Raw genomic sequence first — 23,276 nt, 5'->3', positions numbered from 1 at the left:
CCCCGTCAGGGGTTAAGACGCCGTTGCACGCGAATCTGTACGGGGCTCGGCTCACATATGTGCTACCGCACACGCTCGGGTGAGCGCGTGCGGTAGTCACGGCACTACTAGGGGCACGTCTTCCAAGCGAAGTGGTACGTGGTTTCGAGGCTGCCGTCGGTCGAGTCCATCGTCATGAAACTCGTGGTCGTGGCCGTGTTGGACGAGCCGGCGTAGACCCGGAGCTCGGTGTTGATGTTGAAGTTCCGCTTCTCGCCACACGGTGCGAAGACGATCGCGGCCACTTCCGTCGAGTCCGTGGCCTGCCAGTCGTCGCTGACGGGGCCGTTGTACCGGTGGGAGATGGACTCCGTCTGCGACATGCCCTGGAAGTAGTAGTTGGCCTTCTCGATCGCGTAGGCGCCGCGCTCCAGGTGTGCGAAACCTCTGTAGTCGGCTTGGGCGACGCCGTAGGTGAAGCCCTGCGGCACGTTGACCCGCAGGTTGAGCTGGCAGTTCTTGCGCAGGTCGGTGGGCTTCGCGCCGACACCGACCTGGGCCAGGTAGTCGCTGTAGGTCACGGTGAAGGCCTTGTTGTCCTCGGACACCGCGACCGCCGCTGTGCCTGCCGGGCAGCCGGAGCCGTTGATCGTGACGATGTCGATCGTGATGTGGTCGGGCGGCGGCGTGTCGTTGGGCGCGCCGGGCGGAATGATGATGGAGGAGGCCAGCAGGGCAGCGGCAACCGCGTTCAGCATGGGGGGACCTTTCCGACGCATCTCGCAGGGTGGGGGTGGCGGCGGTGGCGGTTGGAGAAGGTGGCGGCGGCCTTCAGAAAATCAGCAGCGCTTCCAGGAGAAGTGATGCAGCGTGCGCACTTCTCCGCGTTGGTAGTCCATCGTCATGAAACTGTTTGTATTGGCATCCGAAGAGCCCTTGTCAACGCGGAGAGAGCTGTTGACGTTGAGATTCTTCTGCTCGCCGCACGGGGCCCAGACGATCTCCGAGAACTCGGTTCGATGGGTGATCGACCAGTTGTCGTCGAACGGCCCGTTGAACGTGTGCTTCCACGTGGTGGTGGCCGCTTGACCCTGGAAGTAGTAATTCACCGACTGGTACCCGACCGAGCCGCGCTCCAGGTGTCCGTAGCCCGCGTAGGTCGCTTCCGCGATACCGTACGAGAAACCCTGTGGCGAGTTGATCTGCAGGGTGAGCTGGCAGTTCTTCCTGAAGTCGGTCGCACCGGCACCTTTGCCCGCCTGGGCGAGGTAGTCGCTGTAGATCACCCAGAACGAGGTGTTGTCCGGTGAGACGATCACTTCTGCGGTGCCCTGCTTGCACCCGGATCCGTTCACCGTCACCACGTCGATCGTCACGCGCTCCGAAGGAATCGTCGCGGCGTGTGCGGGTGCGGACGACAATGTGAACAGCACGGCCAGAGCGGCTGCTGCCGTCGCTTTACGCATGAAGTTGGCCTTTCCTGGTGCCTCTTTCTCAGCGTGGAGCGGCAGCGGTGCCGCGAAGGTTAGCGCAGACCCTCTACCAATGGTGTGATCCAAATGGCCCATGTCATCCTGATGGAGCAGTTCGTGAAGAATTTCCAGAAATAGTTGGCGACCTGGTGCTGAGGAAACGAATAAGTTCCGGCATACTGACGCGCATGTCGCAAGCTGGGCTGGTGCTCGTGGTCGAGGACGAGGACCCCGTGCGGAGGTACACCGTCAGCCTGCTCGAGGAGCTCGGGTTCACCGTTGTGCAGGCGAGCGACGGCGTCGAGGCGATCGCGATCCTGCGCGAACGCAGCGCGGAGATCAGCGCGATGCTGCTCGACCACAGCATGCCCGGCCTGTCCGGGGAAGAGGTGCTCGCCGAGGCGGAGCGCGAGGGCCTGATCGTGCCGGTCGTGCTGACCAGCGGTCATGACCGCACGTCGCTGGAGCGCCGGTTCGCCGGGCACGAGATCGCCGGGTACCTGCAGAAGCCGTTCCGCATCGAGGCGTTGGACGAGACGGTCCGTCTCGCGGTCGCGAAGCGCGCTCAGGCGTCCTGACTCAGCGCGCCAGCACCTCGCGGATGCGTTCGAGCAGCTCGCTCTCCACGTACGGCTTCGTGATCAGCATCTCGTCGTCGAGGACCTCGTCCGTCGTGTACCCGGACAGGTAGATCACCGCGGGCGCCGCGCCGGTCGAACGCAGCAGCCGGACGAGTTCGGGGCCGCCCATCTTCGGCATCACGACGTCAGTGAGCACGAGGTCGATCGTGCTGCGGTGCGCGGTGGCCAGCTGCAGCGCCTCCTGCCCGTCGCTCGCCTCGATCACCGCGTAGCCCGCGGTCTCCAGCGAACGGCGGGCCATGATCCGCACCTGCGCGTCGTCCTCCACGAGCAGCACGGTGCCCGCACCCTGATGTGACGTCGTACGGCGCGGGCACGGTGCTTCCGGCTTGCCGTCGCGTTCGTACGGCACGGGCAGATAGACCTCAACGGTCGTGCCGCCGCCGAGCGTGCTGATGACCTCGATCTGGCCGCCGGACTGCTGCACGATGCCGAACACCGTGGACAGACCGAGCCCGGTGCCCTTCCCGACGGGTTTGGTGGTGAAGTACGGCTCGAACACCTGCGCCCGCACGTCCGGGGCCATGCCCGCGCCGGTGTCCTGGACCCGCATCACCACGTACTCGCCCGGCCGCACGCCCACGATCCGGCCGGTGTCGCCGGCGCCGAGCGTGGCGTTCTCGATCGAGACGATGAGCTTGCCGCCGTCGGGCATCGCGTCCCGGGAGTTGACCGCGAGGTTGAACAGGATCTGCTCGACTTGACCCGCGTCCGCCCACACCCGTGCGACGCCTTCTGGCAGATGCATGTCCAACTCGATGTGGTCGCCCACGAGCGTGCGCAGCATCGAGTGCACTTTGGTGAGGTTGTGCCTGAGGTCCAACGACTCCGGGTGCAGGACCTGCTGGCGGGTGAACGCGAGCAGCTGCCTCGTGAGGTTCGCGGCCCGTTCGCCCGCGTGCCGTATGTCCTCGATCGCCGCGCGGCGCGGGTCGTCCTGAAGGGTGCGTCGCAGCAGCATCTCGCTGTTGCCGTTCACGACGGTGAGGATGTTGTTGAAGTCGTGCGCGATGCCACCGGTCAGCCTTCCGATGGCCTCCATCTTCTGCGCGTGCCGCAGTTGTGCCTCGGTCTCGCCGACGCGTTCCTCCAGGCGTGCGCGCGCGTCCTTCAGGTCCTGCATCAGACGGATCGTGCGCAACGCACTGCTGAGCTGCTGCTGCACGGCCTCGTAGATCCAGCCCGGCTCCGGACCCTCCTCGAAGATCACGTACCCGAGGTGGTCCTCGTCGGTGTAGAGCGGGGCGATCAGCGAACTGAAGGGCTCGTCGCGCCGGAACGGGTACGGCGTGAGGTTGATGACGGGGAACGAGGTGTCGGGGACGTCCTTGAGTTTGTTGTCCTCGTACCGGACGAGCGCGCGCGCCGTGCCTGGCGTGTCGTACGCGATGACGTGACAGCCGGGGATGCCGAGCCGTGGCAGTTCGTCTGCCAGTGCGTCGGTCAGCTCGTCCACGTCCCGTGACGCGATGAGCCGTTGCCCGGCTTCACGCACCGTCTGGTCGTGACGCTCGTGCGAAAGGTATTTGAAGCGTGCGTCCGTGGCGAACGCATCGCCAACGAGGAGCTGCACGCGCAGCCACAGGTCGTTGATGAGTGTCGCGTCGCTGATCCGTGCCGTCACGAACCGATGCAGGTCGAACAGCGGTGGCCACCACCGCTCTGGTTCGCACCCGGCGCGCGCACTCGCGCGGATGTACTCGGCCAGCAGCTTGAGGAACTCCGCGCCTTCGACCTCGCCGCGCCCCGCCGCCATCAGTTCGACGATGAGCTGTTCGGCCCAGCCCTCGGGAAGGGCGGCCTGCAGCGGTCCGAGCGAGCCGCGCAGGTGGTCGGCCACGGTGGACGCGGTCGCCGACTCGGAGATGTTCAACCGGCCGTGCGCGGGCGCGTGGTCGCCGAGCCCGGACGGCAGACACCCGCACGACCGGCGCACGATCAGTTCGGTCGGCATCGTCTGACGGGAGACCGTGGGTTCACCCCGCACCAGTGCCAGCGCCAGTTCCGCGGCCCGGAACCCCATCTCGTGGAACGGCGCTCGCACGGTGGTGAACGCGGGCGTCGCCGCGTCGATGTTGACCTCGCGCTGCACCCTGGACGTGCCACCGCCGGTCAGCGCCAGGTAGCCGAGGTCGTGCGTGCGGACGTTCGTGTGGTTGTCATATCCGACGACGGCGATGTCTTCTGGCGTGCGGAAGCCCAACCCCTCCAGCGCGGACACGACCCCGATCGCGTAGTCGTCGTTCGCGGCGGCGATGGCGTCCGGCGGCACGTCGATCCGCGCGATCATCCTGCGCACGGACTCGGCCGCGCCGTTCGGTTCCCAGATGAACGAGCCCGGCGTCGTGACGAGCGAGGGGTCGAACGCGATCCCGTGGTTGCGCAACGAATCCGCGTACCCCAGGAACCGCTCTCGGGCGCCCGCATGCGTTTGCGGCCCCCGGATGAACGCGATCCGGCGCTTGCCGTGCACCTCGATGAGGTGGTCGACGGCCTGCTTCATGCCGTCGCGGTTGTCCATCAAAATCGTTGGCCACTGGGCAAGGCCGGTTTCAACGCTCACGATCGGCATGGGCGCGTACCGCTTGATGTACTCCTCCATGCCGTCGGACCCGATGAGCTGCCCCACGCGCGTAGTCCACACGACGAGCGCATCGATCCTGTTCAGCGAAACGAGGTCATAGACCGTGTTCGCCCGACGCTTGTGCAGCTCCGGGTGGTCCAATTCGCTGCCCACGAAGCACACGAGGTCGCAACCGAGGTGCTGAGCCCCGTCGCTGACACCACGCCACTGCTCGCCCGCGAGCTCGATCAGCGGGCCAGCGGTGATCATCCCGATGGTGGGACGTCGCTTCGCACTGCCGTTCGCCACAAAACCCCCGCTACTCAACGCGTTTCGGGATGATACGCGTTGTCGGGGGGAATGCCTGCCGTGTTACCAGGGGGATTGGTGAACGCTGTGCCGTCCGGCCTGGCCTCGAACCCGCCGTCTCCGGTCGCCGTGCTGGAGGAACCGCTCAGCTCCACCACTTGATGAGGTTCGTCTGCTCCTTGCGGACCTCGTACCCGTTGGCCGCGTAGAACTTCCGCGCGTCCACCCGGTTCAGCCCGATGTTCTCGTAGTCGCTGAGCTGGATGTAGCCGAGCACGTCGGTGTCGTCGACGGCGACGAACAGCACGATGTTGGCGGCCTTGTGCACCGGTACCGGATATCACGGGCGGCGCGGCTCCGTGAGCCGTTGGCCGAGATTGAGCAATTCTGCGCAATGTTGGGCGGAATGGTCGAATCGGCTGGACACAAACGGGTGAACCTGCAAGCCTCTGATGCTTCTGCCGGCCGTGCTGGAGGCGGTGTGAGCGACGAGGTCACGAACTCGGTGGACGGCCATGTGTCCGGTCCGGTGGTGCAGGCGCGCGACGTCCACGGCGATGTGCACTTGTACGGCGGGGCACGGTTCATCGTGCCGACCGAGGTCGAGAAGCCGCAGGCGTTCGGCGCCGGGGCTGAGGTCACCGTCGGTCAGCGCACCTATCTCGTCCAGGCTCACCTCGCCGAGGAACGCTGGTCGGACGACGGCACGACGTGGCGCCGCCAGGCTCGGTGCAAGGCACCGGACGGCCACGTCTGGCTCCGGCAGGCGACGCCGGCGGGTGCGCTCGGGGCCGAGGCCGACCTGCTGAAAGCGTTGCGGGGCACGGGGTTTCCGCGGGTGGTGCAGTTCGACGTGACCGGCCGGACGACGACGTTGGTCTCGACGTGGCCCACGTCGAGTTCGGGCAAGCCGTGCGACGGGCTCGACGCGTTGGTGGGGACGCACGTCATGGACTCGTTGCGGCTGTTCCGGCTCTGTGGAGGGCTCGCCGGCCTCGGCACGACGCTCGGCAGCCTGCACGAGCGCGGCCTCGCGCATCGCGGTCTCACCCCGGACGGGGTGATCGTGCTGGACGACGGTCGTCTCGTGTTGCGAGACCTCGGGCTCGCCGCGCGGCCCGTCGGGCGCAACGAGCATCCCTCCGCTTATCAGGCGCCGGAGCAGCACATGCGCGGCAGCGGCAACGTCGGTGGCTGGACCGACGTCTACCAGGTCGCGGCCCTCGCCTACCACGTGATCGCCGGACGTCCGGCCGGTCCACTCCCGCTCACGTCGTGGGCACCCGTTCCGGAACGGCTCGCGGCGGCGGTACAGGCCGCGCTGGCCGTGGATCCGGCGCAACGGCCGGACATGCGGTCCTTCGGCGCGATGGTGCTCGCGGCCCGCGCCGACATCCACTGAGGGAGCAGTTGTGGCGTTCCGCCAGGTCGTCGTGCCCACGACCATTCATCTAGTGCCGTCCGCGAAGACCGACGCCCAGCTGCGGTCGCGGGCTCAGGACCATCCCGGCATGCCGGCGAGCCTCGACCACGTGATCGCCGAGCTGAACCAGCGGCGGGACGGTGTGGCGGCGACGGTGAGCCCGTCGTACAAGCCGGGCGGTGACCCGAGTCTGCTCCTCTACGGCCGGACGTGGGTGCTCCGCCTGTACCCGACCAGGTTCCGCGACGGATACGTGATCGCGTCGGTCGATCCGCTGCGGATCCGCGATCACCACCGGCTCGCGCAGGCGTGCCTGATCATCCGGCCACCGTCGTGGCACCGGGTGTTCGAGATCCGGATGCTGCCTCAGGGCGCGTCGGCGCACTGGGAACGGGTGCTCGCGGGATGGCAGGCCCTCAACCAGGAGCCGGCCGCGGCCGCTGCCCCGCGGAACCCCGCGCACACGGGGTTCCTCGACACGGTCGCGACGATGATCGAGGCCAACCAGCAGATCACGATGTCCGAGGCGCGGCGCGAGAAACCGTACCCGTACCGCGGGGTCGACCCCATCGGCGAACGCAGGCGTGGCGCCGCCTCGATGTACGAGTTCCGGCTCGCGGGCGGCAGGGTGCCGGAACAGGACACGTTCGTCCAGGTCCGCGGCGAGCCGGAACAGCGCGGTCAGGTGACGCGGGTCGACGGCCAGGCGGTGGTGGTCCGGTTCGACCAGCCCGTGGACTTCGGGCGGCTCGAACAGACCGGTGACCTGGAGGTCACGCCGAGCACCGTCGTGTTCGACAAGCAGCGCGAAGCCGTTGCCACGCTGCGGGCCGGGCAGTCGCTCAACCCGCACCTGCTGCCGGCGTTCGTCGACCACCTCGTGCGGCCGTTCGCCCCGCACGCCGACGAACCGACCGAGGGTCTCGACGACGACCAGCTCTTGGCCTTCCGCAAGGCGCTCGCGGTGCCGGACGTGCTGCTGGTGCTCGGACCACCAGGCACCGGCAAGACCCGCGTGATCAGCCAGGTCTGCCAGGCGGCCGCACACGGCGCCGCCGGACACCGGCCCCGGCAACGGGTGCTGATCACCTCCCACACCAACCGCGCCGTCGACAACGTGCTCGCGCGAATCCCCGGCGGGCTCGTCGTGGTCCGGGTGGGCAACGAGGGTGTGGTGACCGAGGAGGGGCAGCCCTACCTGCTGGAACGCCAGTCGGCGGAACTGCGTCAGACGATCCTCAACCAGACCGAGTTCACGCTGGCGAACATCGGTGACCTCGACATCGCCGAGAAGTGGGCGGCCGAGCTCGCCGACCGCACCGAGGTCTTCTTCGCCGCACTGGCGGCGGAAGCCCAGTCCCGCACGAGGCTGCGGGAAGCGCAGCGTGCCGCGGGAGGCGCACTGACGTCCACAGTGGACGAAATCGCCGCCGGGCACGTCACGATGTCCCGCAAGCTGGCCAGGGTGAGCCGGGCGGGGGAGCGGTACGGCCGGTGGCGGACCGCGCTGGGCGGGCTGTTCGCGTCGTTGTGCGACAAGCGGTTGCGGACTCTGCGGGCGAGGCTCGAGCAGCTGGCCGCGGCGGTCGAGCGGCAACGGCAGGAGCTCGCGGTGGCCGAGCAGCGCCTCGGCGAGGCCACCCGGGAGGTTCCGTTCGTCCAGGCCGCGCACGCGGACCTCACCGCGTGGGAACAGCGAACGGGGGAGGCTCGCGCCGAGGCGTTGACCGCCGCGCACGCCACCCGTCACGCGGTGAGCGCGTTCGACGCGCCACCACAGGTGCGCGACGAGGCCGTCGCGGACGACCTGCGGGCTCTCCTGGCCTGGACGACCGAGCGAATGCCGTTGCTGCGCAACCGGTCCCAGTTGCTCGCGCAGTGGCGTGAGGAGGTCGGCGGCGCGACCAGGCAGCTGCACCCCGAGCTGATCCGGTACGCGGACGTGATCGCGTGCACCGCGATCGGCGCGGCGTCGCGGCCCGAACTGTCCGATGTGGACTTCGAGCTGGCGATCGTCGACGAGGCCGGCCAGATCGGCATGGCGGACGTGCTCGTGCCGCTGGTCCGTGCCCGGCGAGCGGTCCTGGTCGGTGATCACCAGCAGCTGCCGCCGTTCCTCGACTCGGAGGTCGAGACGTGGGGCAAGGAGGTGGGCGACCCGACGATCCGGCGGCTGCTCGCGAAGAGCGCGCTCGAGCTGGCGGTCGACGGGTTCCCCGGCGCGAACGTGGTGCCGCTGACCCGCCAGCGCCGGATGCCCGCGGTCATCGCCGAGTTCATCTCGGAGTCGTTCTACCGCGGCATGCTCCACACGGACGTCGACCGCGTGCACGACGATCCGTTGTTCCGCGGCGCGTTCGCGTTCGTCGACACCTCGCGGCTGCCGCAGGCCCAGCGCGGGGAACGGCCTGTCGCCGAACGCGAACGCGGTGTCCGCGGCTGTCACAACCCGGCGGAGGCACGGCTGCTGAGCAAACTCGCCGAGTACTACGACGGACGTGGAGCGGAGTGGGCGGTCATCGTGCCGTATCGGGCTCAGGTCAAGGCGATCACCACCGCGCTGCTCGCCGTGCTGGGCGACGAGGAGAAGGTGAAGCTGAACGTCGGCACGGTCGACTCCTTCCAGGGCGGCGAGCGCGACGTGATCCTGTACGGGTTCACCCGCAGCAACCCCGACGGCCACGTCGGTTTCCTCCGGGAGTTGCGGCGCGCCAACGTGGCGTTCACCCGAGCCAAGCACCAGCTCGTGCTGGTCGGTGACCTGAACACCCTGACAGCGGCCCGCGACGACGGGTTCCGGGACCTGGCGCGCCGGATGCGGGACCACGTCGCGCGGCACGGCGACATCAGGCAGTACGACGAGATCATCGGGAAGCTCGGATGACCACCAGGACCAAGCTGTTCCCGTACCCGGAGCAACGGGTGCTCGAAGACGCGGCCTTCGCCCGCGGGACGACGCCGACGCGCATCTTCGCCCTGCTGTTCCCGGTCTGGTGCGTCACGATCACGTCGACGGTCACCGAGGCCGAGGACTACGACCTGATCGACCGGTACCTCGAACGCGGCATCGCCGAGGGCGGGCTGGTGACGACGGCGGGCCTCGCCCGGTTCTACGCGCTGGACGAGGTGATCGTCGACCGGGCGTTGCGCGCGCTCGCCGCGATCGGCCACGTCACGTGGTCGGACGGCGTCTGGTCGCTCACGCCACTGGGCCTGCGGTCCACCCGTGAGCAGAAGCGGTACGTGCTCAAGGCGGAGGATCGGCGCAAGCTGTACTTCGACGGGTGGGAGTCGCAGCCGCTGACCCGCCCGCACTACGACTCCCGCAAGGTCACGCTGGCGCCCATCGACGCCGGCTTCGGCTCGTTCCAGGCCCTGTACACCGCCAGGGGCTTCGATCCAGGCGCACTGCCGCGGCTCGCGAGCAGTCCTGATCGGGACCGGTTCAACCTCCCGGCGCAGATCGACAACCCACGTCTGGCGTGCGCGCCGGAGCAGCTTTTCCTGCCGGTGTACGTCATTCGCGCGCTCGACGGGCGTCGCATGCGGTATCTCGTCTACAGCCAGGCGAGCGACGAGGCCGATCCGGACCTGACCGCGCTCGCCGAACGCACTCCGGAGATCGCCGGGGTGTTGGAGACCGAGACCCGGTCCGCCCAGGACGACCAGCAGCGCGCCCTCGACTGGTTGCGGCGCAACGACTTGGACGACTACCGCCTGTCCAGGACAGCCGGCGGGATGCTGCGCGTGACGCTGCCCGGTGCCGCGTTCGGTGGCGACAAGGGCGTCGCGCTGTACCGGCTCGGCTCGTTCGTCCTGCAGAACACCGGCTTCTTCCAGGTGTGGTGCCAGGACGAACAGGTCCGCGGGCGCGCCCTGCTCGAACGCCTCGACTACTTCGTGACCGCACGGTCGCAGGTCAGCCGGGACCAGATCGAGAGCAGGCTGGCCCGGCTCCGGACCCAGCTCGGGTTCACCGGACTCACGGCCGGCGACGCGGCCGCGATGGCCGAACAGGCAGGCAATCGCCGGCTCGCGAACCGGCTGAAGGGCTGATCATCCGGGCGGCACGTTGGGCGGGACGGGCGAATCGGCTGGACGCAAACGGGTTGTGGCTGGAACGCTCGTACGCCGAGGGGTGGTGACGATGCCCGCATCCCGACGATTTCACGTTGCCGCCGTGGCAGAACTCCTGCTCGGTGTCCCGACGGTGTTGAGCAGCTTGCTGCTCGTGTCGTTGCTCGGGCGGGCGGTCAGCCAGCAGATGTGGTGGCTGTTCCCGGTGCTGTGGCTGGTTTCCGGCGCGATCGTGTTCGTGCCGGCCACGGATCGAGTGCTGGCGGCCGTCGTACACCGGCTTCGGAAGCCCACCAGAACGGAAAGCGCGACGTTGGAACCCTTGCTGGAGGACGTGTGCGCCAACGCGGGGGTTGATCCAGGCCGGTACTGGTTGCGGATCCAGAACTCCCGGGAGATCAACGCGATGGCGGTGGGCGGGCACGTGGTCGGGGTGTCGACCGCGGCGCTCGGCCTGCCGCGAGAGCAGCTGGAAGCGGTGCTGGCGCACGAGCTCGGGCATCACCTGGCCGGGCACACGAAGATCAGTCTGTTGCGGTGGTGGTACGAGCTGCCCGCGCGGATGACGATTCTCGTGGTCGTTCTGGTCGGGGTGGTCGTGCTCAGAATCGGGCAGGCGTTCGGCGGCACGGGGGCCATCGTGTCCGTCGTTCTCGTGGTGGCGCTGGGAATTGTCGCGGTGCTGGCCAGTCCGTGGCTGTTGCTGGTGCCGGTGATCGCGCCGCTGGTGGCGTTGACCAGCCGGCGGGCGGAGTTGCACGCGGACCGGATCGCCGCCGAGCTCGGGTACGGGCCGCGGCTGCTGGAGGTGTTGCAGCGGTGGATCCGGGAGGGGCACGACGACATCCGCGCGAGGGCTGGGCTGCGGGCCCGGATGCTGGCCTCGCACCCGTCGTGTGCGCAGCGGATCACCCGTCTCCAGCAACGTCGATGAAGGGTCCCTTCATCCACCTGAGGTGTATGAAGGGACCCTTCATCCTGATCACGCCAGCGGCGGTTTGAACAACGTCGGCACCGCCGAAGCGGCCGCCGTGTCCAGCAACCACAACGTGCGGCGACGGCCCGTGGCACCCGCGGCCGGCAGCTGGACCTCGCCCGCGCCCGAGAGAGCCATGGCCACCGCGGCGGCTTTCGCCGCGCCGGTGGTCATCAGCCAGACCTCCTGGGCGCGGCGCACCGACGACAACGTCAGCGACACGCGCGTGGGCGGTGGCTTCGGGCAGTTGCGGACGGCGACGACGGTCCGTTCCTTCTCGTACACGGCAGGAGAAGCGGGGAACACCGACGCCACGTGACCCTCTTCGCCGACGCCCAGCATGCACACGTCGAACGTGGGCACGTCGCCGTGATCCTCCGGCCGGGCAAGGGAAGCGAGCAGATCCGCGTAGGCCGACGCGGCGGCCTCCGGGTCGTCGCCGAACTTGCCGTCCGAAGGCTCCATCACGTGCACGCGCGACGGGTCGACCGGCACGTGGTCCAGCAGCGCCGCACGTGCCTGCGTCTCGTTGCGCTCCGCGTGACCGGAAGGCAGGAAACGCTCGTCGCCCCAGTACAGGTCCACGCGGGACCAGTCCACGGCGTCACGGGCGGCGTTGCGGTTCAGGTGTTCCAGCACGGCGGTGCCGGTGCGGCCGCCGGTCAGCACGACCGACGCGGAGCCGCGGGCGGCCTGGGCGTCGACCATGCGGGTGACCAGGCGCGCCGCCGCGGCGGCGGCCAGGAGGTCGCCGTCGCGGTGGACCACTACCTGCGGATTGCTCACGAACTCGCCTTCGCCTTGGACTTCTTCGGCGCCGCCTTGCCGTTGGCGGCGGCCTCCGGAGCGGGCTCCTCGGGCTTCGCGGAGGGCGTGCGGCCCTTCGCGACCTTCGACAGCGACTTCAACGCGGCGGCGTAGACCTCGTCGGGGTCGAGCCGGCGCAGTTCCTCGGCGAGACAGTCGCGGACCGAACGACGCTGCAACGCCACCCGGCGCGACGGCTGGCCGGGCTGCGAGAGCGTGCCCACCTTGCCGTCCGGGCGGATCAGGTCGACGGCACCGGACGCGCGGTCCAGCTTGACCTGCACGATGCCTTCACCGGAGGTCGCCTTGTAGCGCTTCGCGGGCACCTTCAGCTTGTCCGTCAGCCACGCCGCCAGCAGGTCCGTGGACGGCGAGTCGGCCTCACCGGTCACCTCGGCCTCGACGATCTTCTCGTACGGCGGCAGGTCGAGCGACGCCGCGAGCATGGCGCGCCACAACGTCAGCCGCGTCCACGCCAGGTCCGTGTCGCCCGGCGCGTAGTGCGCCTTGCGGGACTCCAGGGCCTTGATCGGGTTCTTCTCCGCGGCCGCGTCGGTGATGCGGCGCTGCGCGAGCTGGCCGATCGGGTCCTTGGACGGGGAGATCGGTGCGTCGAACGGCCACCACGCCACGACCGGGGTGTCCGGCAGGAGCAGCGGCATCACACAGGACGCGCCTTCCTTGGCCAGTTCTCCGTACAGACGAAGAACAACGACCTCGGACGCACCAGCGTCGCCACCGACGCGGATCTGCGCGTCCAGGCGAGGTGCGGCCTGACGAGCGCCGCGGGCCACGACGATCACGCGACACGGGTGTTCGCGCGAGGCGTCGTTGGCCGCGTCGATCGCGGCGTCGGTGCGCTGGCCGTCCTCGGTCACGATGACCAGGGTCAGCACGCGGCCCAGCGTGGTCGCGCCACCTTCGTCACGCAGACGAACCAGCCGCGAGTTGATCTGGGAAGTGGTGGTCGAGGGCAGGTCGATGATCACGGACGCCTCCAGTGCCTTCCGGTCCGAGCCGTCATCGCGTCCGCCGACGGCGGCCCCCACGTACCGGCCTTGTACTTTTCCAAAGCTGGTTCGTCCTTGCGCGCCCAGAACTCCAGCACCGGGTCGAGGATCTCCCAGGAGAGCTCGACCTCGTCGTTCTTCGGGAACAGCGACGGCTCACCGAGCAGCACGTCGAGCAGCAGCCGCTCGTAGGCCTCCGGCGACGACTCGGTGAACGAGTGGCCGTAACCGAAGTCCATCGTGACGTCGCGGACCTCCATGGTGTTGCCCGGCACCTTCGACCCGAACCGGATCGTCACGCCCTCGTCCGGCTGCACCCGGACCACCAGGGCGTTCTGCCCGAGCTCCTCGGTCGCGGTGTCGTCGAACGGCAGGTGCGGCGCCCGCTTGAACACGACCGCCACCTCGGTGACGCGCCGGCCCAGGCGCTTGCCGGTGCGCAGGTAGAACGGCACCCCGGCCCAGCGGCGGGTGTTGACCTCGCAGGTGATCGCGCCGAACGTCTCGGTCTTCGACTCGGGCGAGAAACCGCCCTCCTCCAGCAGACCGGGCACCTTCTGACCGCCCTGCCAGCCACCGGTGTACTGACCGCGCGAGGTGGTCTCCTCGAACGGTCCCGCGGGCCGCGTCGCCGAGAGGATCTTCACCTTCTCCGCGCGCAGGTCCGACGGCTTGAAGGAGACCGGCTCCTCCATCGCGATCAGCGCGAGCAGCTGCAGCAGGTGGTTCTGGATGACGTCGCGCGTCGCGCCGATGCCGTCGTAGTAGCCCGCGCGGCCACCGAGACCGATGTCCTCGGCCATGGTGATCTGCACGTGGTCGACGTAGTTCGAGTTCCAGATGGGTTCGTACAGCTGGTTCGCGAACCGCAGCGCCAGGATGTTCTGCACGGTCTCCTTGCCGAGGTAGTGGTCGATGCGGAACACCGACTCCTCGGGGAAGACCTCGTTGACCGTCTTGTTCAGCTGCTTCGCGCTCGCCAGGTCATGACCGAACGGCTTCTCGATCACGACGCGGCGCCACTGGTCGGCCTGCGTCTGCGCCAGGCCCGCGCGCTTGAGCTGGTTGACCACCGTCGGGAACGCGCCCGGCGGGATCGACAGGTAGAACGCGTGGTTGCCGCCCGTGCCGCGCTCGGCGTCCAGAGCCGCGAGGCACGACGCGAGGTTGTCGAACGACTGGTCGTCGTCGAACGTGCCCTGCACGAACCGGATGCCCTCGGCGAGCTGCTGCCAGACCGCCTCGTTGAACGGCGTCCGCGCGTGCTCCTTCACCGCGTCGTGCACGACCTTCATGAAGTCCTGGTCGGCCCAGTCACGGCGGGCGAAGCCGACGAGACCGAAGCCCGGCGGCAGCAGACCCCGGTTCGCGAGGTCGTAGATCGCGGGCATGAGCTTCTTGCGCGACAGGTCACCGGTGACGCCGAAGATGACCAGCGCGCTCGGGCCCGCGATGCGGGGCATGCGCTTGTCGCGCGCGTCCCGCAGCGGGTTGCGCCACTTGTCGGATGCGGTCACGAACCGTCCTCCTGGACTGCCTCGACGAGCTGGGCCAGACCTGCGATGCGGTCTTCGAGGTGAAGCCGCAGCACCGGGCGACCGTGTTCGATCAGCACCTGACCGTCGCCGAGCGCCTGCGCGAGCTGCAGCTGCGCGAGCGTGTAGGGACGGCCGGGCACCTCCAGGTCGTCGCCGGACTCGCCGGTGATCTGGATGAACACGCCGTTCTGGTGACCGCCCTTGTGGTACTGGCCGGTCGAGTGCAGGAAGCGCGGACCCCAGCCGAAGGTGGTCTGCAGGTGCGTCCTCTTCGCGATCTCCGCACGGAGCAGCTCGAACGACGCGTCGTCGATCCTGTCCAAGTACGCCTGAACGGAGATGTAGCCGTGGTCGGGCGCCACTTCAACCAGCGCCGCAAGCGCTTCCGCGACGGTGTCGACCTTGCGCGGCGCCCAGTCGGTGCCGTGACCCTCGACCGGTCCGTCCACGAAGGACGGTGCGGACGAGGAGGCGACCGGCGCGTCGAGCAGTGCGCGGGCGGCCTTCTTCGCGGCCTCGACGTCGGGCTGGTCGAACGGGTTGATGCCGAGCACCCGGCCGACGAGCGCGGTCGCGTACTCCCACAGCAGCATCTGCGCGCCGAGCTTGCCCTCGACCGCGATGTTGGCGGAACCGGTGGCCGGTCCGATCGCCACGGTCGTGGCGTCCGAACGCGCGTCCACGAAGCCGGGAGCGCCGGGGCCCTCGACGACGACCGGCAGCAGGCCGGTGCCGTTCTTGCCGGTCGACTCGGCGATCAGCTGCTCGGCCCAGTCACCGAACCCGACGATGCCGGACCCGGTGTCGGCGAACACGATCTTCTCGGCACCGTTCGCGTGCGCGGCGCCGAAGATCGCGGCCAGGACGACCGCGGGGTTCTCGACCGAGTCCTCGGACACGAGCTTCGCGGCCTCGGCGGCCTCGTCGAGCAGCGACTCGACGTCCGCGCCGGCGAGGTACGAGGGCACGAGACCGAACGCGGTCAGCGCCGAGTACCGGCCGCCGACGTTCGGGTCGGCCAGGAACACCTTGCGGTAGCCCGCTTCCTCGGACGCCTTCTGCAGGGGCGAACCGGGGTCGGTGACCACCACGATGCGCGACGCGGCGTCGATGCCCGCGTCGGCGAAAGCCTTCTCGAAGATGCGCCGGTGGCTGTCGGTCTCGACGGTCCCACCGGACTTGGACGACACCACGATCACCGTGCGCTCGAGGTCACCGGCGAGAGCGTCGGCGACCTGGGCGGGATCGGTGGTGTCCAGCACGATCAGCGGCACGTTCCGCGTCCGCGTGATCACCTCGGGGGCCAGCGACGAGCCGCCCATTCCGGCGAGCACCACGCGGTCGACGCCCTCGGCGTGCAGTTCGGCGCGCAGGGCCACGAGTTCGGGGAGCAGTGCTCGGGACGTCTCGTGCAACGTCGTCCACGACAGGCGGATGCTCGCCTCGGACTCGGCTTCCGGCCCCCACAGGGTCGGGTCCTGCGCGGTCAGCTTGCTCGGCACCGAATCCGCGACCAGGTCAGCAGCGATGATGCTGACCTGGTCGGCGTTCGGTGACCTCACGATTTCGACGGAGGTCACTTCGTGATCAGCCCTTCAGTTGAGCCAGTTGGTTCGTCACCGTCTCGAGCAACTCTTCCCAGGACTTCTCGAACTTCTCGACGCCCTCGGTCTCCAGGACCTTGAACACGTCCTCGAGGTCGATTCCCACGGCGGCGAGCTGGTCGAACACCTCCTGGCCCTCTGCGGCGCGTCCGGTGACCGTGTCACCCGCGATCTTGCCCCCGTCGGCGACGGCGTGCAGCGTCTTCTCCGGCATCGTGTTCACGACGTCGTTCACGACGAGCTGGTCGACGTAGAGGGTGGGGGAGTAGCTCGGGTCCTTCACACCGGTCGACGCCCACAGCGGACGCTGCGCGTTGGCGCCGTCGGCCTTCAAAGCCTCCCAGCGCGAGCCCTGGAAGGTCTTCTCGAACGCGCCGTAGGCGATCCACGCGTTGGCGAGAGCAGCCTTGCCGCGCAGAGCCTTGGCCTCGTCCGTACCGATCTCGTCGAGGCGCTTGTCGATCTCAGTGTCCACACGCGACACGAAGAACGACGCCACGCTGTGGATCGAGCGCAGGTCGTGGCCGTTCGCCTTGGCCTGCTCCAGGCCGGCGAGGTAGGCGTCCATGACGGCCTGGTAGCGCTCGGTGGAGAAGATCAGCGTGACGTTGACGCTGATGCCCTCGGCGATCGTCTTGGTGATCGCCGGGAGACCCGCCTCGGTGGCCGGGATCTTCACCAGCAGGTTCGGCCGGTCCACGGTCTTCCACAGGTCCTGCGCCTCGGCCACGGTCTTGTCCGTGTCGAACGCCAGGCGCGGGTCGACCTCGATGGAGACGCGGCCGTCCACACCGTTGGTCGAGTTGTAGATGTCGCGGAACTTGTCGCATGCGTTGCGCACGTCCGTCGTGGTGACCTCGCGGATGGTCGCCTCGGTGTCGGCACCCCGGTTCGCGAGCTCCCGGACCTGCTCGTCGTAGGACTCGCCCTTCGAGAGCGCGCCCGCGAAGATCGTCGGGTTCGTCGTGACACCGACGACGTTCCAGTCGCGGATCAGCTCGTCCAGGTTGCCGCTGGTGAGCCGCTCACGCGACAGGTCGTCCAGCCAGATGGAGACGCCCGCGCCGGACAGTGCGGCGAGATTCGGCTTGCTCAACTTCTTAACCCCTCACTCGGTCAAGGGAACGGCGGGCGGCGGCGACGACGTTCTCCGTCGTGAAGCCGAACTCCTTGAACAACGTCTGGTAGTCGGCCGAGGCGCCGAAGTGCTCGATCGACACGATCTCGCCCGCGTCGCCGACGTGGCGGTACCACGGCTGCGCGATGCCCGCTTCGACCGCGACGCGTGCCTTCACCGACGACGGGATGACCGACTCGCGGTACTCGGCGTCCTGCTTCTCGAACCAGTCGAGCGACGGCATGGAGACCACACGCACTGCAACGCCCTCGCCCTGCAGAACCTTTCCAGCCTCGTACGCCATCTGCAGTTCGGAGCCAGTGCCGATGATCACGATCTCGGGGTTCTCGTCACCGAAGAGCACGTAACCACCGCGCTTCACGCCCTCGGCGGAGGTGCCTTCGAGCGTCGGGACGTTCTGGCGGGTCAGCGCGAGGCCGACCGGGCCGAACTGCTCCAGCACGGCCTTCCACGCGTACGCGGTCTCGTTGCCGTCGCCGGGGCGGACGACCGCGAAGTCCGGGATCGCGCGCAGGGCGGCGAGGTGCTCGATCGGCTGGTGCGTCGGGCCGTCCTCGCCCAGGCCGATGGAGTCGTGCGTCCACACGTACGTGACGGCGGCCTGCATGATCGCCGCGAGACGCACCGACGGGCGCATGTAGTCGGAGAACACGAGGAACGTGCCACCGAACGGACGGGTCGGGCCGTGCAGCGCGATGCCGTTGAGGATGGCGCCCATCGCGTGCTCGCGGACACCGAAGTGCAGCACGCGGCCGTACGGGTCGGCCTTCCACATGCCGGTGGAGATCGACTCCGGGCCGAACGACTTGGCGCCCTTGATGGTCGTCAGGTTCGACTCGGCGAGGTCGGCCGAACCGCCCCACAGCTCCGGCAGCGCGGCGGCGAGGGCGTTGATCACCTCACCGGAGGCCTTGCGGGTCGGCACGCCCTTGGCGTCCACCGGGTACACCGGCAGCGCGTCGGCCCAGCCGTCGGGCAGCTGACGGGCGACCAGGCGGTCCAGCAGCGCCTTGTTCTCCGGGTTGGCCGAGGCCCACGCGTCGAACGAGGTCTGCCACTGCGCCTTGGCGTGCTCGCCGCGCTTGACGACCTCGCGGGTGTGGTTCAGGACCTCGTCGGTGACCTCGAAGGTCTGCTCCGGGTCGAAGCCGAGGATCTCCTTGGTGGCCTTGACCTCGTCGGCGCCCAGCGCGGCACCGTGCGCGGCACCGGTGTTCTGCTTGGTCGGCGCCGGGTAGCCGATGATCGTGCGCAGCAGGATGAACGAGGGACGCTCGGTCTCGGCCTTGGCGTTCTCGATCGCCTGGAGGATGCCCTTGACGTTCTCGCCGGACTCGACGACCTGGACGTGCCAGCCGTAGGCCTCGTAGCGCTTCGCGGTGTCCTCGGACAGCGCGATCGTCGTGTCGTCCTCGATCGAGATCTTGTTGTCGTCGTAGAAGACGACCAGGTTGCCGAGCTGCTGCGTGCCGGCCAGCGACGAGGCCTCGGAGGTGACGCCCTCCTCGATGTCACCGTCGGAGGCGATCACGTAGATGTTGTGGTCGAACGGGCTCTCGCCCGGCGCGGCGTCCGGGTCGAACAGGCCGCGCTCGCGGCGGGCGGCCATGGCCATGCCCACGGCGGAGGCGAGACCGGAGCCCAGCGGGCCGGTCGTGATCTCGACGCCCCTGGTGTGCCCGTGCTCGGGGTGGCCGGGGGTCTTGGAACCCCACGTGCGCAACGCCTTCAGGTCGTCCAGCTCCAGGCCGTAGCCGGAGAGGAACAGCTGCACGTACAGCGTCAGGCTGGAGTGGCCCGCGGACAGCACGAACCGGTCGCGGCCGATCCAGTCCGGGTCGGCGGGGTCGTGCCGCAGGACGCGCTGGAACAGCGTGTACGCCAGCGGCGCGAGGCTCATGGCGGTGCCGGGGTGCCCGTTGCCGACCTTCTGCACCGCGTCCGCAGCGAGCAACCGCGCGGTGTCGACGGCGCGCTTGTCCAGCTCCGTCCAGTCGTCAGGCAGATCGGCCTTCGTGAGCCGGGTGATGTCGTCGGTGACGGTCACGGACTTACAGCTCCACTCTTGTCGCTAGGGCGGGCAGGCTTGATCGATCCCGAACGGCCTGACCCGCATCTCTCCCTCGTCCACCGGCCAGCCTAGTCCTGAGAGATTCAGATGTTGCTCTGAAAGGTCTCAGGTGGGTGTGTGCCGGGGCACACCAGCACCCGAACGGGCTGTGAATTCTTTGCGCGGTTACCATCAGTCGCTGGTTTTCACACCTCTGCGATGCGAGGAGCGTTCACACGATGAGTGCCGTCCTCGAGGCCCCTGCCAGGTCGCCTCGTCAGGTTGTTGGCGCCTACGTGGCGCTCACCAAACCGCGGGTCATCGAGCTCCTGCTGATCACCACGATCCCCGCGATGCTCCTGGCCCAGCACGGCCTCCCGCCGCTGTGGCTGATCGCCTGCACGCTCACCGGCGGCACTCTCGCCGCGGGGTCGGCAAATGCCCTCAACTGCTTCGTCGACGCCGACATCGACTCCGTCATGAAGCGGACCACGGCCCGGCCGCTCGCGCAGAACGCCATCCCGCCGCGCAACGCCCTGATCTTCGGCATCGTGCTCGGCGTCGTCTCGTTCGCGTTCCTCTGGATCTTCGTCAACCTCATGTCGGCCGCCTTCGCCGTGGCGACCATCCTGTTCTACATCTTCGTGTACACGCTCGTGCTCAAGCGCCGGACCTCCCAGAACATCATCTGGGGCGGCATGGCGGGCTGCATGCCGGTGATCATCGGCTGGAGCGCGGTGACGGGCACGGTGGAGTGGCCGGCCCTCGTGATGTTCGGCGTCATCTTCTTCTGGACTCCGCCGCACACCTGGGCCCTCGCCATGAAGTTCAAGGAGGACTACGCGCGAGCAGGCGTGCCGATGCTGCCCGTGGTGGCCACAGCTCAGCAGGTGACGCGGCAGATCGTCATCTACAGCTGGATCACGGTCGTCTGCACGCTCGCCCTCGCCCCCGTCACCTCCTGGATCTACGTGGCGGTGGCGGCCCTGTCCGGCGTGTGGTTCGCCGTCTTCGCGCACAAACTGCACAACGTTGTTCGCCGCGGCGGGTCCACGAACACCATGAAGTTCTTCCACATGTCGAACCTCTACCTGATGCTCGTGTTCTGCGGTCTCGCCGTGGACGCCGTGGTCGGGTTGCCGGTGCTTGGCTGGCCGTTCTAGCTGCACCTCAAGTCGTACGGCTGTGGCGCCCGTTGAGTTCACCGTCACCGGTGGTGAAGGCTCGCCGCTCGACTTCGCCGCCGCGTTCGTTCCTGGCCGCTCGCTCGTCGTCCTGACCGATCCGGGCGGCTGGGCGCTGGTCAGCAAGGGGCTCGTGCCTGGTCACGCGGCGTCCACCGCGGTCGCCACACGGGTGCGGGTCCTGAAGTTCGCCGTGCTGGATCTCCGGCACTTCTCGTCGGCCGCCGAACTGCCGTCGATCACGGACGTCCCCGGCGACGTGGTGGCGTTGCACGACACGCGCTCCTGGGACACCACCGCGGTCGTGCAGGCGCTGCGCCGGTCGCGCCCGGTCCTGCTGTTCACCGCCGCGCACACGTGGGTGTCCGGAGTGGACACCGCGTCGGTGCTGATGGGGTGGAGCGCGCCGCACGTCGTCCTCGCGGAGCCGTCCGGTCCGGGCGAGGGCCGCGTCGAGGACGCCATCTGGCAGTTCGGTGAGCTGGAACGACGCCGGATGGTCCGCTACACCGCGTTGCCGGAGCCGGTCGTGGTCGAGGACCGCGCGGTGACCGTCGTGGTGGCGTTGCCCGGCGCGACCGAGGGGATCGCGGGAGTCCTGCGGCCCGGTGCTTCCTACGAGGTGTGGGTGCGCGTCGGGGCGCATGCCGCCGCCCTGCCGGGCGACCTGGAGTTGCGCGCGGTGCTCGGCATGACCGGCCGTGACGTGCAGGCCGAGTCGTTCGTGCTGCCGGCGGAGGGCCCCAGTCCGTGGGTGAGCTTCCCGGTGACCACGCCGTACGCGTCCGTGCCGTGGAGCGGTGAGCTGGTCATCTATCGCGGTGTGGTGCCGGTGCACGTCCAGCGGGTGGTGCTGCCGGTCGGGGCGGGGGAGTCGCAGGTCCGGCTTCGGTTCCGCTTGTCGCGGACGTTCGCCGACCTCGCGCCGTTGTCGTCGCGGGTGGCCTCGATCCTGGTGCTCGGCGAACGGGCGCTGGTCGCGGCGGGCGGCGTGCCGTCGTGGGTCAGCCTCGACCTTTCGTGTTCGGTGCCGGCGGTGTCGGGGCTCGATCCCTGGTACGGCAAGGACTTCCCGGGCTTCTGCGCGGATCTCGCCGCCGCGGCCGTGCGGGGTGCCGAGCTGTGTGGACGACTGGGTGCGGCGGTCCGGCGCGGCGGGGTGATCACGGTGGCCGGTCACACGCGGGTGCCGTGGGCGCTCGTCTACGACCTGCCGTTCACCGAGGGGCCGTATCGGCTGTGCGCGTCCGTGGCGCGGTTCGGGCCGTTCGGTGCCGGCGGACCGGTGCCCGCGCAGTGCCCGGAGCCGGACCACAGCGGAAACGTGTTGTGCCCCTTCGGTTTCTGGGGCCTGTCGAGCGTGCTGGAGCAACCGGCCGGCCCGCTCGCGTGGCAGATCGCGCCGGGAACGCGCCCGGTCTCGGTGGCGCTGGCCGTCGATCCCGATCTGGACCGGACGCTCACCCAGCGGCACGTGGCCGAGCTGATGTCGTTCCTGCCGCCGGAGTCGATCTCGTCGGCCTACGTCAGCCCGGCGGGGCTGGCACGGGCGTTGACGGACGAGCGCGCGGACGTGGTGCACCTGGTCTACGACGAGGGTGTCCTGGAGGCGTTCGAGATCGAGGGCTGGCCGCACCGGCCGCTGGTGGTGACGTCGTCGCCGACCGGCCTCGTGGACGCCTTGGTGAACGGGGCGGGCGCCGCGGGCGTGATCTGTCCCGAGGTGGCGGTCGACCAGGGCATGGCGGGGTGGGTGAGCGGCATGCTGCTGGCCAGGCTGGCCGAGGGGATGCCCGCGGGGGAGGCGTTGCGGCGCACCCGCTGGGAGATGCTCGGCCGCGGCAACGTCCTGGGGCTCGCGTACGCGCTGCACGCCGGGGCGGATTTGCGTCTGAGGTGAACCGCCGACGCCCAGTGGTCGTTTTCGCAGACATGCTGAACTCGGACGCTCAACTCCGTCAGGCGATCGCGGACCTGACCCACCGCTTCGGTGACCGGGTGGCGAACGACGTGATCTTCGAGGCCGCCGCGGCAGCGTATGAAGATCTCAGCCGCACCTCGACCGTGCACGCCCATCTCGCCGTGCTGACCGCACGCCGCGCCGCCCGTGAGCTGGCGCTTACGGCCGTTGGTGTGCAGATGCCCATTCAGCAGACCGTCGGTCTCACGCCTGCCCGGTGACGTTCTAGTAGTGCTTTGTCGGGTTGCCTGGACCTGCGCAGCGGGCCTTGCGCTCCCATGGCCACTACCAGCGCAGTTGGTGGTAGTTGAGGTGATCTGCAATCGATTACATCGGCTCGTAACTACAACCAACTTACAGGTGCAGCATCGTGAGAGCGCGACCACCGGGGTCGCCTGTGCCCGCTGTCGCGGAAGTCCGTCCCTCCGGACCCGACAAAGCACTACTAGAGCCCAAGGCGCTGCTGTTCGGCCTGCACCACTCGCTGCTCCACCGACACCGCTGAATCCAGCGCGCTCGCGTGTGAGTGCTTCGTATCGCTTTCG

At 68.9% G+C, this 23,276-nt stretch carries 18 protein-coding genes; 8 read left to right on the top strand and 10 right to left on the bottom strand.

All coding sequences use genetic code 11. The annotated features are described in order from the left end of the window. Positions 1 to 107: 107 nt before the first annotated feature. A complete protein-coding gene (locus B0F77_RS35140; protein WP_086667349.1) occupies positions 108 to 737 on the bottom strand; it encodes a DUF4360 domain-containing protein in 630 nt (209 codons plus the stop codon). 81 nt (positions 738 to 818) lie between these two features. Further along, positions 819 to 1,547: a DUF4360 domain-containing protein gene (locus B0F77_RS35135; RefSeq protein ID WP_245849049.1), complete on the bottom strand. Its 729-nt coding sequence runs from the start codon at positions 1,545 to 1,547 to the stop codon at positions 819 to 821. Between the two features lie 92 nt (positions 1,548 to 1,639). Between B0F77_RS35135 and B0F77_RS35130 the strand changes: the two genes are divergently transcribed. Further along, entirely contained in the window at positions 1,640 to 2,029 is a 390-nt protein-coding gene (locus B0F77_RS35130; protein WP_086667347.1) for a response regulator, read from the top strand. 1 nt (position 2,030) lies between these two features. Here B0F77_RS35130 and B0F77_RS35125 read toward each other — a convergent pair whose 3' ends face one another. Together B0F77_RS35125 and B0F77_RS35120 are read right to left on the bottom strand one after the other, a co-directional pair. Further along, a complete protein-coding gene (locus tag B0F77_RS35125) occupies positions 2,031 to 4,925 on the bottom strand; it encodes a substrate-binding domain-containing protein (RefSeq protein ID WP_143467056.1) in 2,895 nt (964 codons plus the stop codon). A gap of 184 nt (positions 4,926 to 5,109) precedes the next feature. Continuing rightward, entirely contained in the window at positions 5,110 to 5,292 is a 183-nt protein-coding gene (locus B0F77_RS35120; protein WP_086667345.1) for a hypothetical protein, read from the bottom strand. A 153-nt stretch (positions 5,293 to 5,445) separates the two neighbouring features. Here B0F77_RS35120 and B0F77_RS35115 point away from each other — a divergent pair, with 153 nt between their 5' ends. The 4 genes from B0F77_RS35115 to B0F77_RS35100 all read left to right on the top strand — a co-directional run bounded on the left by B0F77_RS35115 (position 5,446) and on the right by B0F77_RS35100 (position 11,398). Then, positions 5,446 to 6,366, top strand: a complete 921-nt coding sequence (locus B0F77_RS35115) for a hypothetical protein (RefSeq protein ID WP_086667344.1) — start codon at positions 5,446 to 5,448, stop codon at positions 6,364 to 6,366. 10 nt (positions 6,367 to 6,376) lie between these two features. Continuing rightward, a complete protein-coding gene (locus tag B0F77_RS35110) occupies positions 6,377 to 9,271 on the top strand; it encodes a DEAD/DEAH box helicase (RefSeq protein ID WP_086667343.1) in 2,895 nt (964 codons plus the stop codon). After that, positions 9,268 to 10,443: a hypothetical protein gene (locus tag B0F77_RS35105; RefSeq protein WP_086667342.1), complete on the top strand. Its 1,176-nt coding sequence runs from the start codon at positions 9,268 to 9,270 to the stop codon at positions 10,441 to 10,443. Before B0F77_RS35110 ends, B0F77_RS35105 begins: the two co-directional genes overlap by 4 nt. 124 nt (positions 10,444 to 10,567) lie before the next feature. After that, positions 10,568 to 11,398 (top strand): M48 family metalloprotease, encoded by an 831-nt coding sequence (locus tag B0F77_RS35100; protein ID WP_158102905.1) that lies wholly within the window; start codon positions 10,568 to 10,570, stop codon positions 11,396 to 11,398. Between the two features lie 48 nt (positions 11,399 to 11,446). Here the strand turns inward: B0F77_RS35100 and pgl are convergent, their stop codons facing one another. The 6 genes from pgl to tkt are packed head-to-tail and all read right to left on the bottom strand — an operon-like array spanning position 11,447 to position 19,584. Then, positions 11,447 to 12,226, bottom strand: a complete 780-nt coding sequence (gene pgl, locus B0F77_RS35095) for a 6-phosphogluconolactonase (RefSeq protein WP_086667340.1) — start codon at positions 12,224 to 12,226, stop codon at positions 11,447 to 11,449. Beyond that, positions 12,223 to 13,236, bottom strand: coding sequence for a glucose-6-phosphate dehydrogenase assembly protein OpcA (gene opcA, locus B0F77_RS35090; protein WP_086667339.1), 1,014 nt, complete (start codon positions 13,234 to 13,236; stop codon positions 12,223 to 12,225). The genes pgl and opcA overlap by 4 nt, the downstream gene beginning before the upstream one ends. After that, entirely contained in the window at positions 13,233 to 14,720 is a 1,488-nt protein-coding gene (gene zwf / locus B0F77_RS35085; RefSeq protein WP_245849066.1) for a glucose-6-phosphate dehydrogenase, read from the bottom strand. Before zwf ends, opcA begins: the two co-directional genes overlap by 4 nt. Before the next feature lie 50 nt (positions 14,721 to 14,770). Next, positions 14,771 to 16,357, bottom strand: a complete 1,587-nt coding sequence (locus B0F77_RS35080) for a glucose-6-phosphate isomerase (protein WP_245849047.1) — start codon at positions 16,355 to 16,357, stop codon at positions 14,771 to 14,773. 25 nt (positions 16,358 to 16,382) lie between these two features. Then, positions 16,383 to 17,495 (bottom strand): transaldolase, encoded by a 1,113-nt coding sequence (gene tal / locus B0F77_RS35075; protein WP_086667336.1) that lies wholly within the window; start codon positions 17,493 to 17,495, stop codon positions 16,383 to 16,385. A 4-nt stretch (positions 17,496 to 17,499) separates the two neighbouring features. Continuing rightward, positions 17,500 to 19,584 (bottom strand): transketolase, encoded by a 2,085-nt coding sequence (gene tkt / locus B0F77_RS35070; protein WP_086667335.1) that lies wholly within the window; start codon positions 19,582 to 19,584, stop codon positions 17,500 to 17,502. 242 nt (positions 19,585 to 19,826) lie between these two features. On the opposite strand from tkt, the gene B0F77_RS35065 reads away from it, so the two are divergent. From B0F77_RS35065 to B0F77_RS35055, 3 genes are read left to right on the top strand one after another with little or no spacing between them, the layout of a single operon-like run. Further along, complete coding sequence (locus tag B0F77_RS35065; protein ID WP_086667334.1) at positions 19,827 to 20,750, top strand: heme o synthase; 924 nt, start codon at positions 19,827 to 19,829, stop codon at positions 20,748 to 20,750. A gap of 22 nt (positions 20,751 to 20,772) precedes the next feature. Continuing rightward, positions 20,773 to 22,671: a hypothetical protein gene (locus tag B0F77_RS35060; RefSeq protein ID WP_086667333.1), complete on the top strand. Its 1,899-nt coding sequence runs from the start codon at positions 20,773 to 20,775 to the stop codon at positions 22,669 to 22,671. Positions 22,672 to 22,703: 32 nt separating this feature from the next. Beyond that, positions 22,704 to 22,952 carry a three-helix bundle dimerization domain-containing protein gene (locus B0F77_RS35055; RefSeq protein WP_143467054.1) on the top strand — a complete coding sequence of 83 codons (249 nt, stop codon included), beginning with the start codon at positions 22,704 to 22,706 and terminating at the stop codon, positions 22,950 to 22,952. Positions 22,953 to 23,276: the final 324 nt, after the last annotated feature.

Source organism: Lentzea kentuckyensis (assembly GCF_002150765.1).
In the GTDB taxonomy this organism is placed as follows: domain Bacteria; phylum Actinomycetota; class Actinomycetes; order Mycobacteriales; family Pseudonocardiaceae; genus Lentzea; species Lentzea kentuckyensis.
The sequence above is the reverse complement of the archived record's forward strand: the minus strand, read 5'-3'. Positions and strand labels throughout refer to the sequence as shown.